Source organism: Catenibacterium sp. RTP21428st1_D7_RTP21428_210409, assembly GCF_040227455.1.
GTDB lineage: Bacteria > Bacillota_I > Bacilli_A > Erysipelotrichales > Coprobacillaceae > Catenibacterium > Catenibacterium mitsuoka_A.
Window position 1 is genome coordinate 1 of the sequence record NZ_JBEHVX010000054.1, and the last position, 16,361, is coordinate 16,361.

General features: G+C 32.9%; 18 protein-coding genes, 1 tRNA gene and 1 riboswitch. Of the genes, 8 read left to right on the forward strand and 11 right to left on the reverse strand.

Annotated elements, in window-relative coordinates; genetic code table 11:
• Nucleotides 1-483, forward strand: a 483-nt coding sequence (locus ABUA27_RS08390) for an IS30 family transposase (RefSeq protein WP_349820551.1), incomplete at its 5' end; no start/stop codon positions are given.
• Here ABUA27_RS08390 and ABUA27_RS08395 read toward each other — a convergent pair.
• Nucleotides 480-1,103: an ECF transporter S component gene (locus ABUA27_RS08395; RefSeq protein ID WP_349820552.1), complete on the reverse strand. Its 624-nt coding sequence runs from the start codon at nucleotides 1,101-1,103 to the stop codon at nucleotides 480-482. The genes ABUA27_RS08390 and ABUA27_RS08395 overlap by 4 nt on opposite strands.
• 76 nt (nucleotides 1,104-1,179) lie before the next feature.
• Nucleotides 1,180-1,293, reverse strand: a riboswitch (FMN riboswitch).
• 107 nt (nucleotides 1,294-1,400) lie between these two features.
• Between ABUA27_RS08395 and ABUA27_RS08400 the strand changes: the two genes are divergently transcribed.
• Entirely contained in the window at nucleotides 1,401-1,874 is a 474-nt protein-coding gene (locus tag ABUA27_RS08400; protein ID WP_129981160.1) for an Ig-like domain-containing protein, read from the forward strand.
• A gap of 36 nt (nucleotides 1,875-1,910) precedes the next feature.
• Nucleotides 1,911-3,101 carry a CpXC domain-containing protein gene (locus ABUA27_RS08405; protein ID WP_129981161.1) on the forward strand — a complete coding sequence of 397 codons (1,191 nt, stop codon included), beginning with the start codon at nucleotides 1,911-1,913 and terminating at the stop codon, nucleotides 3,099-3,101.
• Nucleotides 3,102-3,114: 13 nt separating this feature from the next.
• Here ABUA27_RS08405 and ABUA27_RS08410 read toward each other — a convergent pair whose 3' ends face one another.
• From ABUA27_RS08410 to ABUA27_RS08435, 6 genes are all read right to left on the reverse strand, one after another.
• Nucleotides 3,115-3,876, reverse strand: coding sequence for a DeoR/GlpR family DNA-binding transcription regulator (locus tag ABUA27_RS08410; protein WP_129981162.1), 762 nt, complete (start codon nucleotides 3,874-3,876; stop codon nucleotides 3,115-3,117).
• Between the two features lie 191 nt (nucleotides 3,877-4,067).
• Nucleotides 4,068-4,532, reverse strand: coding sequence for an RNA-guided endonuclease InsQ/TnpB family protein (locus ABUA27_RS08415; protein WP_288834305.1), 465 nt, complete (start codon nucleotides 4,530-4,532; stop codon nucleotides 4,068-4,070).
• Nucleotides 4,533-4,553: 21 nt separating this feature from the next.
• A complete protein-coding gene (locus ABUA27_RS08420) occupies nucleotides 4,554-5,075 on the reverse strand; it encodes a hypothetical protein (RefSeq protein ID WP_287846378.1) in 522 nt (173 codons plus the stop codon).
• 98 nt (nucleotides 5,076-5,173) lie between these two features.
• Nucleotides 5,174-5,422: a DUF3781 domain-containing protein gene (locus ABUA27_RS08425; RefSeq protein WP_129981164.1), complete on the reverse strand. Its 249-nt coding sequence runs from the start codon at nucleotides 5,420-5,422 to the stop codon at nucleotides 5,174-5,176.
• Between the two features lie 363 nt (nucleotides 5,423-5,785).
• Nucleotides 5,786-5,896 (reverse strand): PNPOx family protein, encoded by a 111-nt coding sequence (locus tag ABUA27_RS12700; RefSeq protein ID WP_502879950.1) that lies wholly within the window; start codon nucleotides 5,894-5,896, stop codon nucleotides 5,786-5,788.
• A 138-nt stretch (nucleotides 5,897-6,034) separates the two neighbouring features.
• Nucleotides 6,035-6,607 (reverse strand): lysoplasmalogenase family protein, encoded by a 573-nt coding sequence (locus tag ABUA27_RS08435; protein WP_349820553.1) that lies wholly within the window; start codon nucleotides 6,605-6,607, stop codon nucleotides 6,035-6,037.
• A 113-nt stretch (nucleotides 6,608-6,720) separates the two neighbouring features.
• Here ABUA27_RS08435 and ABUA27_RS08440 point away from each other — a divergent pair, with 113 nt between their 5' ends.
• Complete coding sequence (locus tag ABUA27_RS08440) at nucleotides 6,721-7,539, forward strand: Cof-type HAD-IIB family hydrolase (protein ID WP_129981167.1); 819 nt, start codon at nucleotides 6,721-6,723, stop codon at nucleotides 7,537-7,539.
• Here ABUA27_RS08440 and thpR read toward each other — a convergent pair.
• Nucleotides 7,523-8,563 (reverse strand): RNA 2',3'-cyclic phosphodiesterase, encoded by a 1,041-nt coding sequence (gene thpR / locus ABUA27_RS08445; RefSeq protein WP_303352878.1) that lies wholly within the window; start codon nucleotides 8,561-8,563, stop codon nucleotides 7,523-7,525. The genes ABUA27_RS08440 and thpR overlap by 17 nt on opposite strands.
• Nucleotides 8,564-8,600: 37 nt before the next feature.
• On the opposite strand from thpR, the gene ABUA27_RS08450 reads away from it, so the two are divergent.
• A tRNA-Arg gene (locus ABUA27_RS08450) sits at nucleotides 8,601-8,677 on the forward strand.
• A 34-nt stretch (nucleotides 8,678-8,711) separates the two neighbouring features.
• On the opposite strand, the gene ABUA27_RS08455 is transcribed toward ABUA27_RS08450, so the two are convergent.
• Nucleotides 8,712-9,539: a PRD domain-containing protein gene (locus tag ABUA27_RS08455; RefSeq protein ID WP_161220281.1), complete on the reverse strand. Its 828-nt coding sequence runs from the start codon at nucleotides 9,537-9,539 to the stop codon at nucleotides 8,712-8,714.
• 1 nt (nucleotide 9,540) lies between these two features.
• Nucleotides 9,541-11,133: a PTS transporter subunit EIIC gene (locus ABUA27_RS08460; RefSeq protein ID WP_349820554.1), complete on the reverse strand. Its 1,593-nt coding sequence runs from the start codon at nucleotides 11,131-11,133 to the stop codon at nucleotides 9,541-9,543.
• Nucleotides 11,134-11,403: 270 nt separating this feature from the next.
• Here ABUA27_RS08460 and ABUA27_RS08465 point away from each other — a divergent pair, with 270 nt between their 5' ends.
• Nucleotides 11,404-12,885, forward strand: a complete 1,482-nt coding sequence (locus tag ABUA27_RS08465; protein WP_349820555.1) for a C40 family peptidase — start codon at nucleotides 11,404-11,406, stop codon at nucleotides 12,883-12,885.
• A 38-nt stretch (nucleotides 12,886-12,923) separates the two neighbouring features.
• The gene (locus tag ABUA27_RS08470; protein ID WP_129981172.1) at nucleotides 12,924-13,619 is read left to right on the forward strand and encodes a hypothetical protein; all 696 of its coding nucleotides are present in this window, start codon (nucleotides 12,924-12,926) and stop codon (nucleotides 13,617-13,619) included.
• A gap of 23 nt (nucleotides 13,620-13,642) precedes the next feature.
• On the opposite strand, the gene ABUA27_RS08475 is transcribed toward ABUA27_RS08470, so the two are convergent.
• Complete coding sequence (locus ABUA27_RS08475; RefSeq protein ID WP_303352875.1) at nucleotides 13,643-14,668, reverse strand: threonine aldolase family protein; 1,026 nt, start codon at nucleotides 14,666-14,668, stop codon at nucleotides 13,643-13,645.
• 821 nt (nucleotides 14,669-15,489) lie between these two features.
• Between ABUA27_RS08475 and ABUA27_RS08480 the strand changes: the two genes are divergently transcribed.
• The coding region (locus ABUA27_RS08480) for an RNA-guided endonuclease InsQ/TnpB family protein (RefSeq protein WP_349820556.1) at nucleotides 15,490-16,361 on the forward strand (872 nt) is incomplete at its 3' end.

Genomic DNA, 16,361 nt, shown 5'->3' on the forward strand with positions numbered 1-16,361 from the left:
GGACAGAATGGTGCATATCTTACTCTCATTGAAAGAAAGACACGCTTCTATTATATGATTCCCATCTCTGCTAAATCTTCAAAGCAGGTCTATATGCAGATAAATAAGCTTCATAAGTTTTATGGTGATAGCTTTAAGGATATCTTTAAATCAATCACCTTTGATAACGGAAGTGAGTTTTCTAGATGGAAGGATATAGAGCAGAAGCCAAAATCAAAAGAGAAAAGAACCACTGTCTATTTCGGTAGACCCTATCATTCATGTGACAGAGCCTCAAATGAGAACTGCAATGGACTTATAAGATATTTCATTAAGAAAGGAACTGATATTAATACAATTGATAAGGAGACAACTATTGATATAAACAATAAAATAAACCAGAAGAAAAGAAAGATACTTGGATATCTTTCTTCTGAAGAACTATTTCTTAACGAACTAGCTAAACTTAATGTAACTGGTAATACTATTTTCTATAATAACTAACTTATCTTCTTATTTCCAGTTTCTGCTTGCAATTCGGGATATTTTTTCAAAATAACTTCAATTTTCTTGTAAGAAACGAATGTTATTAGTGAAATAACACCATATTTAAAGAGATTGAATGGAACAAGTGATGCAATAACCATAGTTGTCATATCTTTTACTAATGGATTGATCTTAGAGAACATACCAATGATGGCTTCTGTAGACATACCAAATAGTTTCGCATACATTGGGAACATCACTAATAGGTTTGATGCAATCGCAAATAAGCTTGTTGCAACAGTTGCAAGTACCATACCTATTACAGCACCTTTTTTAGTACGATGCTTTCTATAGAATAAGCAGGCTACTCCCATATAACATACGCTTAGTAAGAAGTTAGATGCTTCTCCTACAAACATAGTTGTTGTTGGTTTAAAGAGAAGATTTAATACAATCTTTAAGAATGCGATTACTACACCAGTAAGTGGGCCAAATACAAATCCCCCAATTAATACTGGGAAATCTGAGAAATCAAATTTAATAAACATTGGTACGAATGGTACATTGAAGTCTAATACCATAAGAATTGCAGCTAATGCACCAAGTAGAGCTGCCATTACTAGTTTTTTAGTTTTCATTTTTGCCTCTTTCTATGGCGAAAAAAAATCTCCTATATATATCTTATAGGAGATTGAAAAAGTCATTTCATAAAAACGCCATCTTTTTCCATCCGGACTATACCGTCGGTACTGGAATTACACCAGTTCATGCTTTACGCTCGCGGACTATCACCGCCGATCAGGAATTTCACCTGCCCCAAAGATACAAGAACTATTATAGAAGTCTTATATGAGGTTGTCAACATATACAAAAGGTCTTTAAAAACGATAACATATTCGATATAATGAAGAAGAATTAAAAAAGGTGGGTACAATATGTCAGATAAACAAAACAGCATGCTTGAAGAAGAAAGAGAACCTCTTTCTAAGGGCTGGATTTTTGCAGGTATTGTTCTTTTTCCACTGATCCCTTTTGTATTAATATATTTTAATAGACATTTAAAGAGGAAAATGAAGATGATTTTAGGTATTGTTTATTTTGTTTTCTTGTTTGGTGTTTATCAATATGCATGTGTTGCACAGGGACCAGTATTAAGTAGTGTGATTATTCCTGATCAGTATGTCACAGTGAAGCAGGGAGAAACATACCAGATTCATTACAAGACTGATCCTCAAAAAGTAAAAGTAGACTATACACATTATTCATCTCAGTATGCCAATGTGGCAAGTGTTGACCAGAATGGTTTAGTGACAACTATTACTCCTGGTAAGACACGTATTACTTTGACTGCAGGAGATAATCATCATACTTATAAGAAGAAGTATCTTACAATCCATGTGATTGAATAGAGCGTGTTGACGCTCTTTTTTGTTAGGAGGAGGATTATGATGAATAAAGATGTTTATATTATTACATGTTCAAAATGTGATAAAGAAAATAGATATGAAGATTATAGCTGTGTAGGACCAGATCAAAGAGAAAGTATTATTGATGATTCTATTATGACTTATACTTGTCCACATTGTGGAGAGAAGACTTTCTTAAAGCATCCTTTGACTTATATAGATCCAGTTCATCATTTTATTGTGCAATATGGACAGGACAAGGAACAGTTCTTTCATGGTGTAGAACAGTTACGTACAGCACCTCTTTATAAAGATTATATTTTCCGTTATACAGATTCATGGTTAAGTTTCAAAGAGAAAATCATGATTCTAGAGAATGATAGAGATGATCGTTTAATGGAACTCTATAAGCTTGCATTAAAGAATGAACTAGATGAAGAAATGCCTTCTTTATTCTTATTTAATAAAGAAGAAGAAAAAGAACTCATGATAGCTTTAAATCCAAATGGAACACGTGCTTATTTCTTTAATAGAGATTGGTATGATATCAAGGAAAATGATCCTCTAATAAAGAAGATATTAAAGTATGATACAAGTCTTATGGTAGATAATACTTGGGCAAAACGGCTCTATGATTATCGTATTAGTGTTTCGTTGTGTGAAGTTCAGACAAAATTACAGGTAAGAACTTATTTGATTCCTTCTTATGATCATGTAGATGTAGGAGATTATGTTTATGTATACGAGAATGGTGAGAGAGTATTGGGACAAGTAATGACTAAGAATTTCAAGAATATTGCGGATGTTCCTGATCATCTTCATTTTATTGAAAAAGCATTACCAATAGAAACTGAGTATGATAAATATATTAAACATGAATATGAAAATTTACTTCCATTAAGGGATCAAAGACTTGAATCATTTTTAGATGTTTTAAATGATCTACGTTTCTATTATTATATAGAAGAAATAGATGAGAATGTATCTAATTATACAATGGACATAGATGGGCTTCATTTAATTCCTCTTTATATAGATCAACAAGAAGCCATAGATAAGAAACCAGAGAATGGATATGTGTTAGTTGATTTATTAACAGATGTATTAAAGATGTCATTTGAGAAAATTGATGGCTATATTATTAATGAGAATAGTTTATTTATATTAGATTCTAAATTTATAGATATGTTTCTTTCTTTTGCAAGACAGAAAAAGACCGAGATCAATTAAGATTTCGGTCTTTTTAGATGAGTTCTACCTGATGGTCACCCAATAGTTTTAATTGTGAGTTTTCTAACTCTTTTTCACATATATAACCTGTGAAATTATCAAGAGTCGCATAAGCATAATTACCATCCTGATTGAGCTTAACACTTTCTCCAACCATATAGGTTCTTTTACTTGCATTGATGGCTGTCTTTTTAGTGAGTCCATCATTTGTTTCATAGGTTGTTACAACATTATGTTCTAAATCAATCCCTACAACACCAATCAATGAGATATCAAAACGATATTTTCTAATCAAATGATTTGTGAGTGCGCCGACAAATCCATCTCTTGCCTGATTGAAGTCTCCTCCTAAGAAAATCAATCTGACTGTACTATTCTGTCTATAAAGCTGCATAATATCAATCATATTTGTCACAATAGTGACTGCAATATTCTTCTCAAATATAAGTTTTGCGATTTCTAGATTGATTGTAGAAATATCTAAGAAGATCACATAGCCTTCCTCTAGTAAATTAACTGCTTTAGAGGCAATGATTTTCTTTTCTTTACTATAGAGTTCTACACGTTGTGATACATTTGTATGATGTAAATTAACGCGGGCATTAATTGCACCTCCATGAACTCTTTTAAGTTTTCCAGCTTTTTCTAAGAGTGTGAGGTCTTTACGAATACAATCTTCTGTGACACCAAATAATGAAGCCAGTTCTTTCACAAATACCTGCCCTTCAATATTCAGTTTAGTAATGATTTGCTGGTGACGTTTTTTTTGTGACATGTTAGATCGCCACTCAAAATGTGATTAAAGATACTCACATCGAGATAATGTAAGTTCTCATGAACATTACTTACTATTTCATCGTGTATGCTTTGGATTGACAAAAATCATATCTACTCACAAGTTCTAGTACACTCCATAGTCGTAAATTCCCAAAATAGCCTTCGGTACATGCTTACGCTTGCGTTTGTTTATGCAACTTCGTAAGTCGTAGCATCTCTCAAATTAGTAGCAGCATTGAAATCTCTGTCTTCGATATAGCTACAGTCACATTTGAACATTCTATCTGAAAGCTTTAAATCTTTCTTGATATTTTTGTAGCAATGACATGTTTTAGATGATGGGAACCATCTATCTACTATTCGAAGTTCAATTCCAGTCTCCTTGCATTTAGCTAGAAGCTTTGTTTTAAATTCATAAAACTTCTGCGAAGCAACTGCCTTTGAAAGATGTCTGTTCTTCATCATTCCTGATATGTTTAAGTCTTCAACCGTTATATAAGATGGCTTTATTTTCACTATCTCTGCGATTATCTTATTGATGTAATCAGTTCGAATATTGTCGATTCTATGATGAAGCTTCTGTATCTTAAGCCTTTGTTTTTGGTATATCTCTTTTTTTGAGTGGACTCTCCTTTCTCTTAAGTTTAAAGAAATAAAGCTCTGCGTTGCAGAGTTTTATTTTAATTCTAATGTCTGCAGAATAAGTGCAAGGTCATCGTTTGTTAAATTACAGTTTTCGATTAAATTTTCAAGTTGATCACACTGTTTGCCGTTACCGATGATGTCAAAACGACTACGCCAAATTGTTGGTAAGATTCTATCATCGTTATCAGGGTCATAACTGCCAAATGAACGTTCCATGTATTCATAGGCAATAGGATTGACATCCGGTTTAAAGAATGTACAAATACGATTGAATAACCATTCCGGGTCGATGTTTGAGATAAAACCGTCATATCCGTCTGCTTCGATGTTATGTTCATATCCGGCTTGAATAAAAGCGTTCCTCCACTGTTCCTGATATGGTCGGTATTTTTTCCTAAGTTCAGGATTGCGTTGAATGTCTATAGCCTTGATGCATTTAAAATCAACATCTGGATGTTCCATATCTAAGAAATGACAGAATGTATTAATCAATTCAATGGAAACAAAAATCAGAGACTCTTTGTCTGTAAATTTCATGTTATCAAGTACCATGTTAATGCTCCTTTCTGAGTGTAATTGTTTTCTAATAATTTGATTATACAACACACATCTTCAAAATAGAAAAGGTGTGTTATAAGATAGATTATAATTTATCTCTTGATATGTGCTGTTATAATTGTGTAACTATATGAATTTATAGTAATTATTATATTTTCTATTTCACAATACCAATTCTTACCTTGTTTATATATATTACAGTTCTTATCTAAAACTTTATTTTTACAATATTCTACTACATCATTTGTATTTAATTTTAGATTTTTTATAATTCTATTAATACCCATTTCAGTAGTATGCACTTTATTTATATTATCAAGTAATATTTGTTTATCTTCCATAACTTAATCTCTTCAATAAATTATAATTTGTGATATTTGTCGTGTTCATTTTAATGCTCTTCTTTGAGGGGATTTGAACACATTTAATCACAACAGTCTATATATTTAGTTACTTACATTTTCTCCTTTAAAATGATATTTTCCTGTCACATGATTCAATGTGATCTTATAAATATAGCATGTATCTATATAATCCTTATTATAAGGATATGTTTCATAGCCGCAATGAATCAGGATAGACTCCATTGCTTCATTATAAGATTCATGAGAGACAGGTTCAACAATACCTTTACCTATAATAGATGAATAAGAATTAGATACAGTCTTATCTGGTTTACAAAAATATTCATATAGTGTTTCTGCCTATATGCCTACATGAGGATTCTCTTTGATCAGGCGAGTCATCTTTCTTTCTCCAGGTGTATAAATATAAAGTACTATTTTATCTTCATCATCACCTATTCCAAAGTTCATTGGAACGATACAAGGATATTCGTCATCTTGGAATGCAATATGTAATGTATCAAAATGATGAAGCATCTCCCTTAACTACTTTAAGTCTACTACTGTTTCTGACATTTCTCTCTCCCCTTTTGTATCTATTTTAACACATTAAAGGAAAGAAAAACTGTAAGCGGTTAAAAATATTCCAAAATAATAGAAGAAAATATTTAATATTCCTAATATTTGTATCTTATTTGTCTTATAGAACGCTAATAGAATATCAGATATGAGATAGAGAATAAGCCCTGTAGCCATCATAATAAAGCTAAGAGTATTGAGAGTGAAAGCTGTCAAAATAGCTTTTGTAGTAAGCCAGACTAGCGCAAATATATAGCTAGTAAGTTCTGTTTTGTAAGTTGGGAGATCTACAATCTTATAGTAAGCAAGTATTTCTAGAAGAATCATAGCAAATACAGGAACAATTAATTCTATATATGTAAATGGTTCAAAGTGATAATAGAAGAATAAGAAGGCTATATCACCAATTAGGAATGCATTAAGACCATATCTAAATAGTTCCTTCTTACATAAGAGTATGTCTCCAATCATATAGCCTAGTAATGCTGGAAGTATAAGAAGAAATAATTTTGTTTGATGAGAGAAATAAGCCGTGAGGATAAAACCTAATGAGCATAAACCTTTTGTATAGATGTGATAACGTGTACGCCATGTACATGCCATTATCAGAAATAATAAAATAAATAACACTATCATAATAATTTCCTTTCTGAAATAGTCTACCACAATTCAATGATATGTGCTATAGTTGTGAACAAAGGGGGGGGAAAAGACAAATGATCAAATTAATTGCGACAGATATGGATGGAACATTCCTAGATAATAAGAAGCAGTTTGATAAGTCTTTTATTGATTTATTTTTTGAAATGAAGGAACAGGGTGTACTGTTTGTAGCTGCAAGTGGTAATCAGTATGCCAGACTTTATCAGAAGTTTTTACCAATGAGTGAGGATATGTATTTTATTGCGGATGGAGGCAGTTATATTGCGAAGGGTCCAAATACATTAGAAGTATTTGATATGGACCGTAAGAAAGCATTTCTTGCAATAGAGAGAGTAAAGGAACATTATCCTGATTTTAAGATTGTAGTAGCTGGTGAGAAATACGCTTATGCAAGAAAGAAGGATCATCTTACTAAAGAACTTACTACTTATTATTGTTCAAATAAATTGATTGATGATTTTGATGAAATTGATGAACCTATTACTAAGATTGCGATACTTGATCCTAGTGGAGATATTAAGAATAATGCAGGAGATATTACTTCTATCTTACCTAGTGGGTTACAGATTATTACATCTGGTAATGAGTGGATGGATATTCAAAGAGATGGTGTAAATAAGGGTCTTGGTATGCGTTATATTCAGGAACATGAACATATTTCTAGAGATGAATGTCTCGCATTTGGTGATCAGATGAATGATTATGCTTTATTAAAGTCTGTGAAGTATGGTTTTGCGATGGAGAATGCAGTAGATGAAATCAAGAAACTTGCTTATGGTATTACTGATTCTAATGAAGATCAGGGATGCTTAAAGATTATTAAAAAAGCGCTTAGAAAAAATCAAGAACAGGCCGCTAACGACCTGCTTTAAAATAGAAATCGCAATGATTTTGGATATCAAATGAAGAAAAGTATTTTTCTTCTAATGGTATCCATTTTTTTATAAACATATCAAGAGCTTCTTTTCCATTTCTTTTTTCTATACGCTTAAGTCTGAGTGTTTCATCTATATCTACAAATATAGAAAGATCACAAGCATCTATTAATTCAGGATGACATGAATAAGCCCCTTCTATGATATTAATAGGTTTATAAGAGTATAAGGTTCCTTCACTTATAGACATTGTGGAACAATCAAAAGGACGATAAAGGACATCCTGATGATGTTGAAGTGGTTCTAATACTTCTTTCTTAAATCTTTCTCTATCTACATTACCACCTGGTTCATTATAGCGTTCTTGTGTACGCTGATATTCCTGAAGATAGAAATCATCAATATGAAATATATGACAATCAAAATATGCTTTTAATTTATTTGCAAGAGTTGTTTTCCCACTTCCACATCTTCCATCTATTGCGATAGTGACATGTCCCTTCTGTTGATATATTTTGTTCATAGCCTCTATTAAAGACTGCTCATTATAAGGGAGATACTTGAGTCCTTCTTCTAAATAATGAGCCTGTAAGAGTTCTACTTTTATGTCTTTAGTAGAGACTTCTTGAAGTGTTCTATCTCCTTCTTCTGCTTTTCTTAAAATTGTGATATGTGGATAAAAAGGTTTATCATCAAAAGATATATCATGTGACTTTAATGCTTCTCTTAATGTATTGACATATTCATCTAATACAGGATTATCTTTAATACCTACCCAATAAATCTTCTTGAAATGACCAATACGGTTCAAAGTAATGGTGATTTCAGGAAAAGGAATAGAATGAATAATTTCCATGATTTCATCCTGTCTATCTGTTTCACCAAAGAAAGCTAAAGTCATATGTAGATTATCTAGATCATAATACTTACCTTGAATCCCTTCTTCCTTTAAAGTATCCATGATTGCCATTAATTCTTCTTTAAAAGAAGAATTAAATGTAAGTGCAATAAATTGTCTCATAAAATTCATCCTTTCTATGATATAATAAATAAGCTATGTGCATGTAGCTCAATTGGATAGAGTATCAGACTCCGGCTCTGAAGGTTGCAGGTTCAATTCCTGTCATGCACGCCAAATATTGAAAAGAGGCAGCTTACGCTGCCTTTTACTATACACTATGTCTGATTCTTTCTATATGTATCGCAAGATAGCCTACTTCTTCGTCTGATATCTTTTCCAGAATCAGCTTTTCTATATAATCAGCGACACGACATGCAACAGCATAGCTTTCTGGGAACTTTTCTTTTGTATAGTCTGTCATAGAGACCTGTACATCTTCTTTACGGTCTAGACGGACCATTAAGAATTTAATATGGTTGACTAAACGAATATAAGCAATAGAGTCTTCATCAATCACTATATTAAATGTTTCTTCAACATAATTGACTGTTTGATGAATAATACTGGCAACCTGTAATGAACGTCCAGGTGGCTGAGAACTCAAAGCCGCATGAATATGAAGAGAAATATAACCAATTTCATCATCAGTGATTTCATAACCTAATCTTCTCTTAATGATTTTTCTTGCTTTCTTAGCCACTTCATACTCATCTGCAAATAATAATCTAATATCACTTGTCAAAGGGTTAGAGATGACCATATCATTCTTAATACGATCGATAGAGAATGCAATATGATCTGCAAGAGGTAAAAGAATCTTAGTATCTATATCACCAAATTCTTTTTCTGCATAACGAATAATTTCATTGGCTATTTCTAAGAAGATAGGATCAACCCCCTGTAAGACATTCTTACCAGTATTCTTCTCTAAACTATAGCATTTAATATTCTTTCCAGGATTCTCAATCACATCTCCTGCTTTTCTTTTGAAGCCTATTCCCTTTCCTAGTAATATAACTTCTTTATTAAGTTCATCTTTTGCGACAACTCCGTTATTGTTTAGCGTTCCAATGACTTCATAACGCTGTTTTTTCACTTTATTCTCCTTCATGTAATATCTGTTTTATTTCTGATACAATAATGACAACATGTGGTCCATAGGTAATTTGGATACCTTCTCCACGCATATATATACCCGCAGCACCTGTTGCCTTTAAAGCTTCCCCATCAACTAATGTTGGATCCTTTAAAGTCGCACGCAGACGTGTTGTACATGTATCAACATCTAATATATTAGGAATACCTCCTAATGCTTCTACAATAGAATGAGATACAGAACTGTCTACGTCAAGACTTTTCTTTCTAGAATAGTCTTTTTTTGTATGCAGTTGTGTATCTTCTCCTCTACCTACTGTTTTAAAATCATAACGTTTAATCACAAACTTAAAGATTGAATAATAAAGCAAGAAATAAATAAAACCAATTATTGGGACAAAGACCCAGTTTGTTTTACTATTACCCTGTAATATACCAAACAAGAAGAAATCAATCGCTCCTGCACTAAAAGTGACACCTATCGCTATATTTAAAGCCTGAGCCACTGCATATGCACTTCCTGCTAGAAGCGCATGAATCAAAAAAAGTGGTGGTGCTTGAAATAAGAATGTGAATTCAATTGGTTCAGTAATACCTGTTAATATAGAAGTGAGTGAAGCAGAAAGTAATAAACCTCCTGTTTTTTTACGCTGGCTTGGTCTTGCACAATGATACATCGCAAGGGCAGCACCAGGCAGGCCAAATATCATAAAGATATATTCTCCTGAGAAGAAGCGAGTGGCTTCTATACTGAAATGTTTGACATGAGGTGAAGCAAGTTGCGCAAAGAAGATATTCTGAGCTCCCTGGATCAGTTGTCCATCCACTACCATACTGCCACCAAGTCCTGTCTGCCAGAATGGAAGATAGAACACATGATGTAATCCAAAAGGAATCAACATACGCTTTACAAGACCAAATACGAATATACCTGCATAACTGCTATCTCTTATAAGTACACCTAAGTGATAGATAGCTTCCTGAATAGGTGGCCAAATATAAAAGAATAGGATTCCTACAAAAACAAATGTCACACAACAGATAACTGGGACAAAACGTGTGCCTGCAAAGAATGATAAGTAATCAGGAAGTCGTGTCATATAGAACCTATTATGAAGATAAGCAACACCAAGTCCTACTACTATACCGCCAAAGACACCTGTATCTAAAGATTGAATACCACAAATCGTATTGATTGTACCTAGTCTGACAAAATCAGCCACCTTCCCATCTACTATAAAACCATTAATAGTAAGTAAGGCATTAATAGAAGCATGCATAACTAAAAAGCTAACCAGTGCAGAGAAAGCTGCAGTCGCTTTTTCATGTTTTGCCATACCCATTGCAATACCTACCGAAAATAAAGCTGGAAGGTTATCAAAAACAATTTTACCTGCATTACACATAATTGTGAATAATGCATAAAGTGGTGTTCCCTTTCCTAATATAAATTGAAGATGGTAAGTCTGAATCATTGTCTCATTTATGAATGACTGACCTATGCCCATTAATAACCCTGCCACAGGTAAAACAGCTATAGGTATCATAAAGCTTTGTCCTACACGTTGTAATTTACTAAATAGCTTACTAAACATGATTCTACCTCCCTTCTTGCTGTATAATTTATTTTACCATTATATAGTATGAAAATCTAATCATTTTATTCTAACAATTTGTGAGTTTTTCTTACAAAATAGACCTTTTTGTATAATTCTTAAGTTATTTTTAAAAATTTCTTAATTCATTTTTATACGACAAATACTACATATTTTGATATTTCTTAATTATTTCTTAAGATTTTTCTTTATTTTTTATTATGAGGTGTTATAATAGAGCCTGTCGAAAGACAAAAGGAGAGAGAAAAAATGGATAAGAAAACAAAAGAAATCATGAGTTTCGTATCTAATAGAGTAAGAACTCAGAAGACAATGTTCATTCCTGTGTTTGCTATTTCCGCTTTCGCAATCGTGGGTTATACAGCTGCTGATAGAACAGCACCTGTTGTACATTCAAATACAATTGAAGTTCCTTATGGAACTGTCTTAAAATCTAGTGATTTTGCAATCTCTGATAACAGAGATCATACTGATACATTAAAAACTAAGATTCATGCTGAATCTTATGAAAAGAACCAGTTAGGAACTTATACTGTTAACGTAACAGTAAAGGATGCTTTCAACAATGAATCAACTAAGACTGTTAATGTTAAGGTTGTAGATAATGAAGCACCAGTTCTTGAATCTAAGACTGATGATGGATTTGTCATCAATGTTGAAGCAAATGGTAGTAGTAATTTAAAGGATTACATCAAGGCAACTGATAATGTTGATGGTGATGTAACAGACTTTATTAATTTTGATAAGGAATTAGATACAACTCAGTTAGGAGAACAGGTAATCAATGCATCTGTTGAAGATAACATGGGTAATATCGCTACTAAGACATTTACATTTAATGTAGGTGATACATCTGCTCCTGAAATGAATTTAAAGAATGGTAATTTCGTAGTAAATTATGGTGATAACTTTGATATCAACAATTATGTTGAAGCAAAGGATAACTATGATATGAATCCTGTTTTATCTGTAGAAGGTGAAATTGATACTAAGAAGTTAGATGGTACTCAGCCTATTAAAGTAACTGCAACTGATGCAACTGGTAATAAGACTGAAAATACTTATGATGTGACTGTAGCTGATATTGCAGCTCCTTCTATTACATTAAAATCTACTGATATTAATGTAAAGAATGGTGATTCATTTGATGCAAAGTCTAATATTGCATCTGCTATCGATAATCTTGATGGTGATGTGACAAGCAAGGTGAATGTAAGTGGTTCTGTCAATACTTCTAAAGCTGGAAGTTATACAGTTAACTATACAGTAACTGATAATGCTGGTAATACAGCTAATGCAAGTGCTAAAGTGACTGTTGCTGCTCCATCTAGAGGTGGATACAATGCAGGTGGAACAAGTGCTAAGGGTGGACACAGTGGTATTGTTGGAACTGGTTTATCTAAAGTAGGTACTGCTTATGTATTTGGTGCTTCTGGACCAACAGCATTTGACTGTTCTGGATTCACTTCATGGGTATATAGACAGAATGGTAAATCATTACCAAGAACTGCTTCTGCTCAGTATAGTGGAACTACAAGAGTATCTAAGGATGGCTTAAGTGCTGGTGACTTAGTATTCTTCGCAGGAACTTATAAGTCAGGTATCTCACATGTAGGTATCTATATCGGTAATGGACAGTTTGTTCATGCTGCCAACTCAAGTACTGGTGTTACAGTATCTTCATTAAATAGCGGTTATTATGCATCTCATTATGCAGGTGCTGGTAGATAAGAAGATCGAAAGATCTTCTTTTTTTATAAGGAGATTGTATGAAGAAAGTAATAAAGGTGATTCTAGGAATTGTATTAAGTGTTGTACTCGTTCTTGGTCTACTCGATGGTCTTTTTATCTACATGATCAAGTATCATGTCGAAACAGTAGCTAAAGAGTCTTATTATGAATATGAGGTTGTGATGCAGTCAGTCGGAGCGCCTCTATTCTTCAGCAGTGCAGATGGACGTTTGCTTCTTAAAAAGAATGATACGATAATCAATAAGATGGACTTTACATTATCAGATGATGGTGGAAATATTCGAGAAGATGTATGGAGTGTTAGCTGGTATAAGGATCATGTAGGTGTTGTGATTCAAGGAACTGAGCAGGATGATACACTTTATAATCTTTATTATAATGGTAAGACAAATAGTTCTGTTGTGAATGGTCAGGATGCAATTACAACTCAAGGTGATATGGCTAATAATAATGCTAATGAGATTAGAAAAGAATTAAAGATGGTTGCTGATTATCTTCATTATGATGATATAGATTATGGTATCAGTGCAAAAGGATGGATGTATGCTACTCTTTATAACAAAGATGGTGTCACACGTCATTTGAATTATTATGAAACTCATGATCATGAATATGTTTATCAGGAAACTAAGAATGGTTATACAACGATATTAGGATTTTATAAAATAGAAAATGGTCAGGTTATAGATGAACATACTACATCATGGCACTAAAAAAGATTCCGGAAGGAATCTTTTTATAATAGTTCTTTAAGTTTTTCAATAGATTCTTCTGTAGTCGCCCAGCTTGTTGCAAAACGCACTACAGTATGCGTATCATCATACTTTTCCCAGAAACCATAGCGTACATGCTTTTCTAGTTCTTCTAGTTTCTTATTGTCGATAATAAAGAACTGCTGGTTTGTAGGAGAATCAATATAGAATTCATAACCCTTTTCTTTAAAGATTGTTTTAAGCTTTTCAGCCATATCAATAGCATGTCTTGAAATCTTGAAATAAAGATCATCTGTAAAGAGAACATCAAATTGAACACCGTTTAAACGTCCTTTTGCAAGTAAAGCACCATGCTTCTTAATAAGGTTCACAAAGTGTGCTGGAGTATTATTCTTAGTAAAAACAACAGCCTCACCACATAATGCCCCTACTTTAGTACCACCGATATAGAATACATCAGTAATTTCTGCGATATCTTCTAGTGTTACATCAGTATCATAAGACATGAGACCATAACCAAGTCTTGCACCATCTAAGAATAAAGGCAAATTATAAGCATGACATACATCTGAGATTTCTTTTAATTCTTCTTTTGTATAAAGTGTGCCATATTCTGTAGGATGAGAAATATAAACCATACCTGGGAATACCATATGTTCATGGTTAGCATCGTTATAGAATGTATCTACTAATTCTTTGACATCTGATGCTTTTAACTTACCTAAATACTGTGGGACAGTGAGCACTTTATGTCCTGTATATTCAATGGCTCCTGCTTCATGAGCCGCCACATGTCCTGTCACTGCAGCGACAACACCTTCATAAGGCTTCAACATTGTATCAATGACTAATTGGTTAGTCTGTGTACCACCTGTAATAAAGTAAATATCAGCATCTTCTTTACCACATGCTTTCGCAATCTTTTTTCTTGCAGATTCAGAATATACATCTACTCCATATCCTGACTGCTGATCCATATTTGTTTCAATAAATTTTTCTAGAATGGCAGGATGTGCCCCTTCTGTATAATCACTTTCAAATGATAACATCTTTATATCCTCCGTTTTTTTGTATTCTACACTATTTTAGATATGAATACAAATAATGAAAATAATTCAAAAAATAGGAAGTAATTCACTCTGATGAATGAGTATATATATGTGTAAGCCACTTATTTCTTGTTTAGAATACTTTTACATAGAAAGATAAAGGAAACTCATTCCTCGAATAGTCAATTCATATTATTTGGTAGGAATAGGAACAGAACTATACTATAATAATCAAAAAGGAAGAAAATATAAGTAACTAAATATATTGAATATTGTGATTAAATGTGTTCAAACTCACTCAAAGGAGAGCATTAGAATGAACACATCAAATATCACGAATTATAAATCAAAGGATTTTGCTGAACTTTAAGGCATGCCTGTTAAGACATTATAACGTTGGGATAGAGAAGAAACTTTATAGGCAAACCGAACTCCAACTAATAGGCGTTATTACACTTATAATTAGTATTTACTGAATCGCGTTGCATTTTTAAGATTTTGTATTGCAAAAGGAATTATTGTAGACCTGTGTATTGAAGAATATGGAAACTGTGTAACGATTTATTAGATGAAGTAATGGAACAAAAAATCAAAAGCATAATTTGAATACCCACAAACCATAGGTTAGTGAAAATTAAATTTCATAAGCACCTATTAAACGGCGTTCTCGAAGTTGAACCTAATGCATGAATTTTCCATTTGTTCTATAATTAGATTAGAAATCAGATAGAGAACTCGTGTAGGATATTGTTTCAATACTTCATGTGCTCTCCTGCAGGTTGCAAAGGGCTTCGTAAGTATAAAAAAACAGATAGAAAGGGATGAGGAAATTGCTGAAGAGCTTCAAGACGGAAATAAATCCAACAGAGGAGCAGAAAGTCAAGATTCGTAAAACAATAGGTACTTGCAGATTTATCTATAATTTCTATCTTGCTCATAACAAGGAACTTTATGAAAGTGGCAAAAAGTTTATGAGCAGCAGTCAGTTTAGAGTATGGCTTAACAATGAGTATCTTCCGAATCATCCAGAATATTCCTGGATCAAGGAAGCTTACTCAAAATCGGTAACACAGGCAGTAAATAACGGCCAGACCGCATTTGAAAACTTTTTTAAGCACAAGAGTGCCTTTCCAAAATTTAAGAAGAAAGGCAGATCTGATGTGAAGATGTATTTCGTAAGGAATAATCCAAAAGATTGCCTTTGTGAAAGACACAGAATCAAGATTCCATCACTTGGCTGGGTACGTATCAAAGAAAAAGGATATATTCCCACTACAAAAGATGGATACGTAATTAAGAGTGGTCATGTCTCAATAAAGGCTGACAGATACTATGTTTCAGTTCTTATAGAAATCCCAGATAAAAGGATAGCCAGTTATTCCAGTGAAGGAATTGGCATTGACCTTGGATTAAAGGACTTTGCGATTGTCTCTAATGGAAAAACTTATAAGAACATCAACAAATCTGCAAAATTAAGGAAGCTTGAAAAAAAGCTTATTCGAGAACAGAGAAGTCTTTCTCGAAAGTATGAAAATCTAAAGAAAGGAGGGTCCACTCAAAAAAGAAATATACAGAAACAAAGGCTTAAGATACAGAAGCTTCATCATAGAATTGATAATATTCGTACTGATTACATCAATAAGACAATCGCAGAGATAGTGAAAACCAAGCCATCTTATATAACGATTGAAGA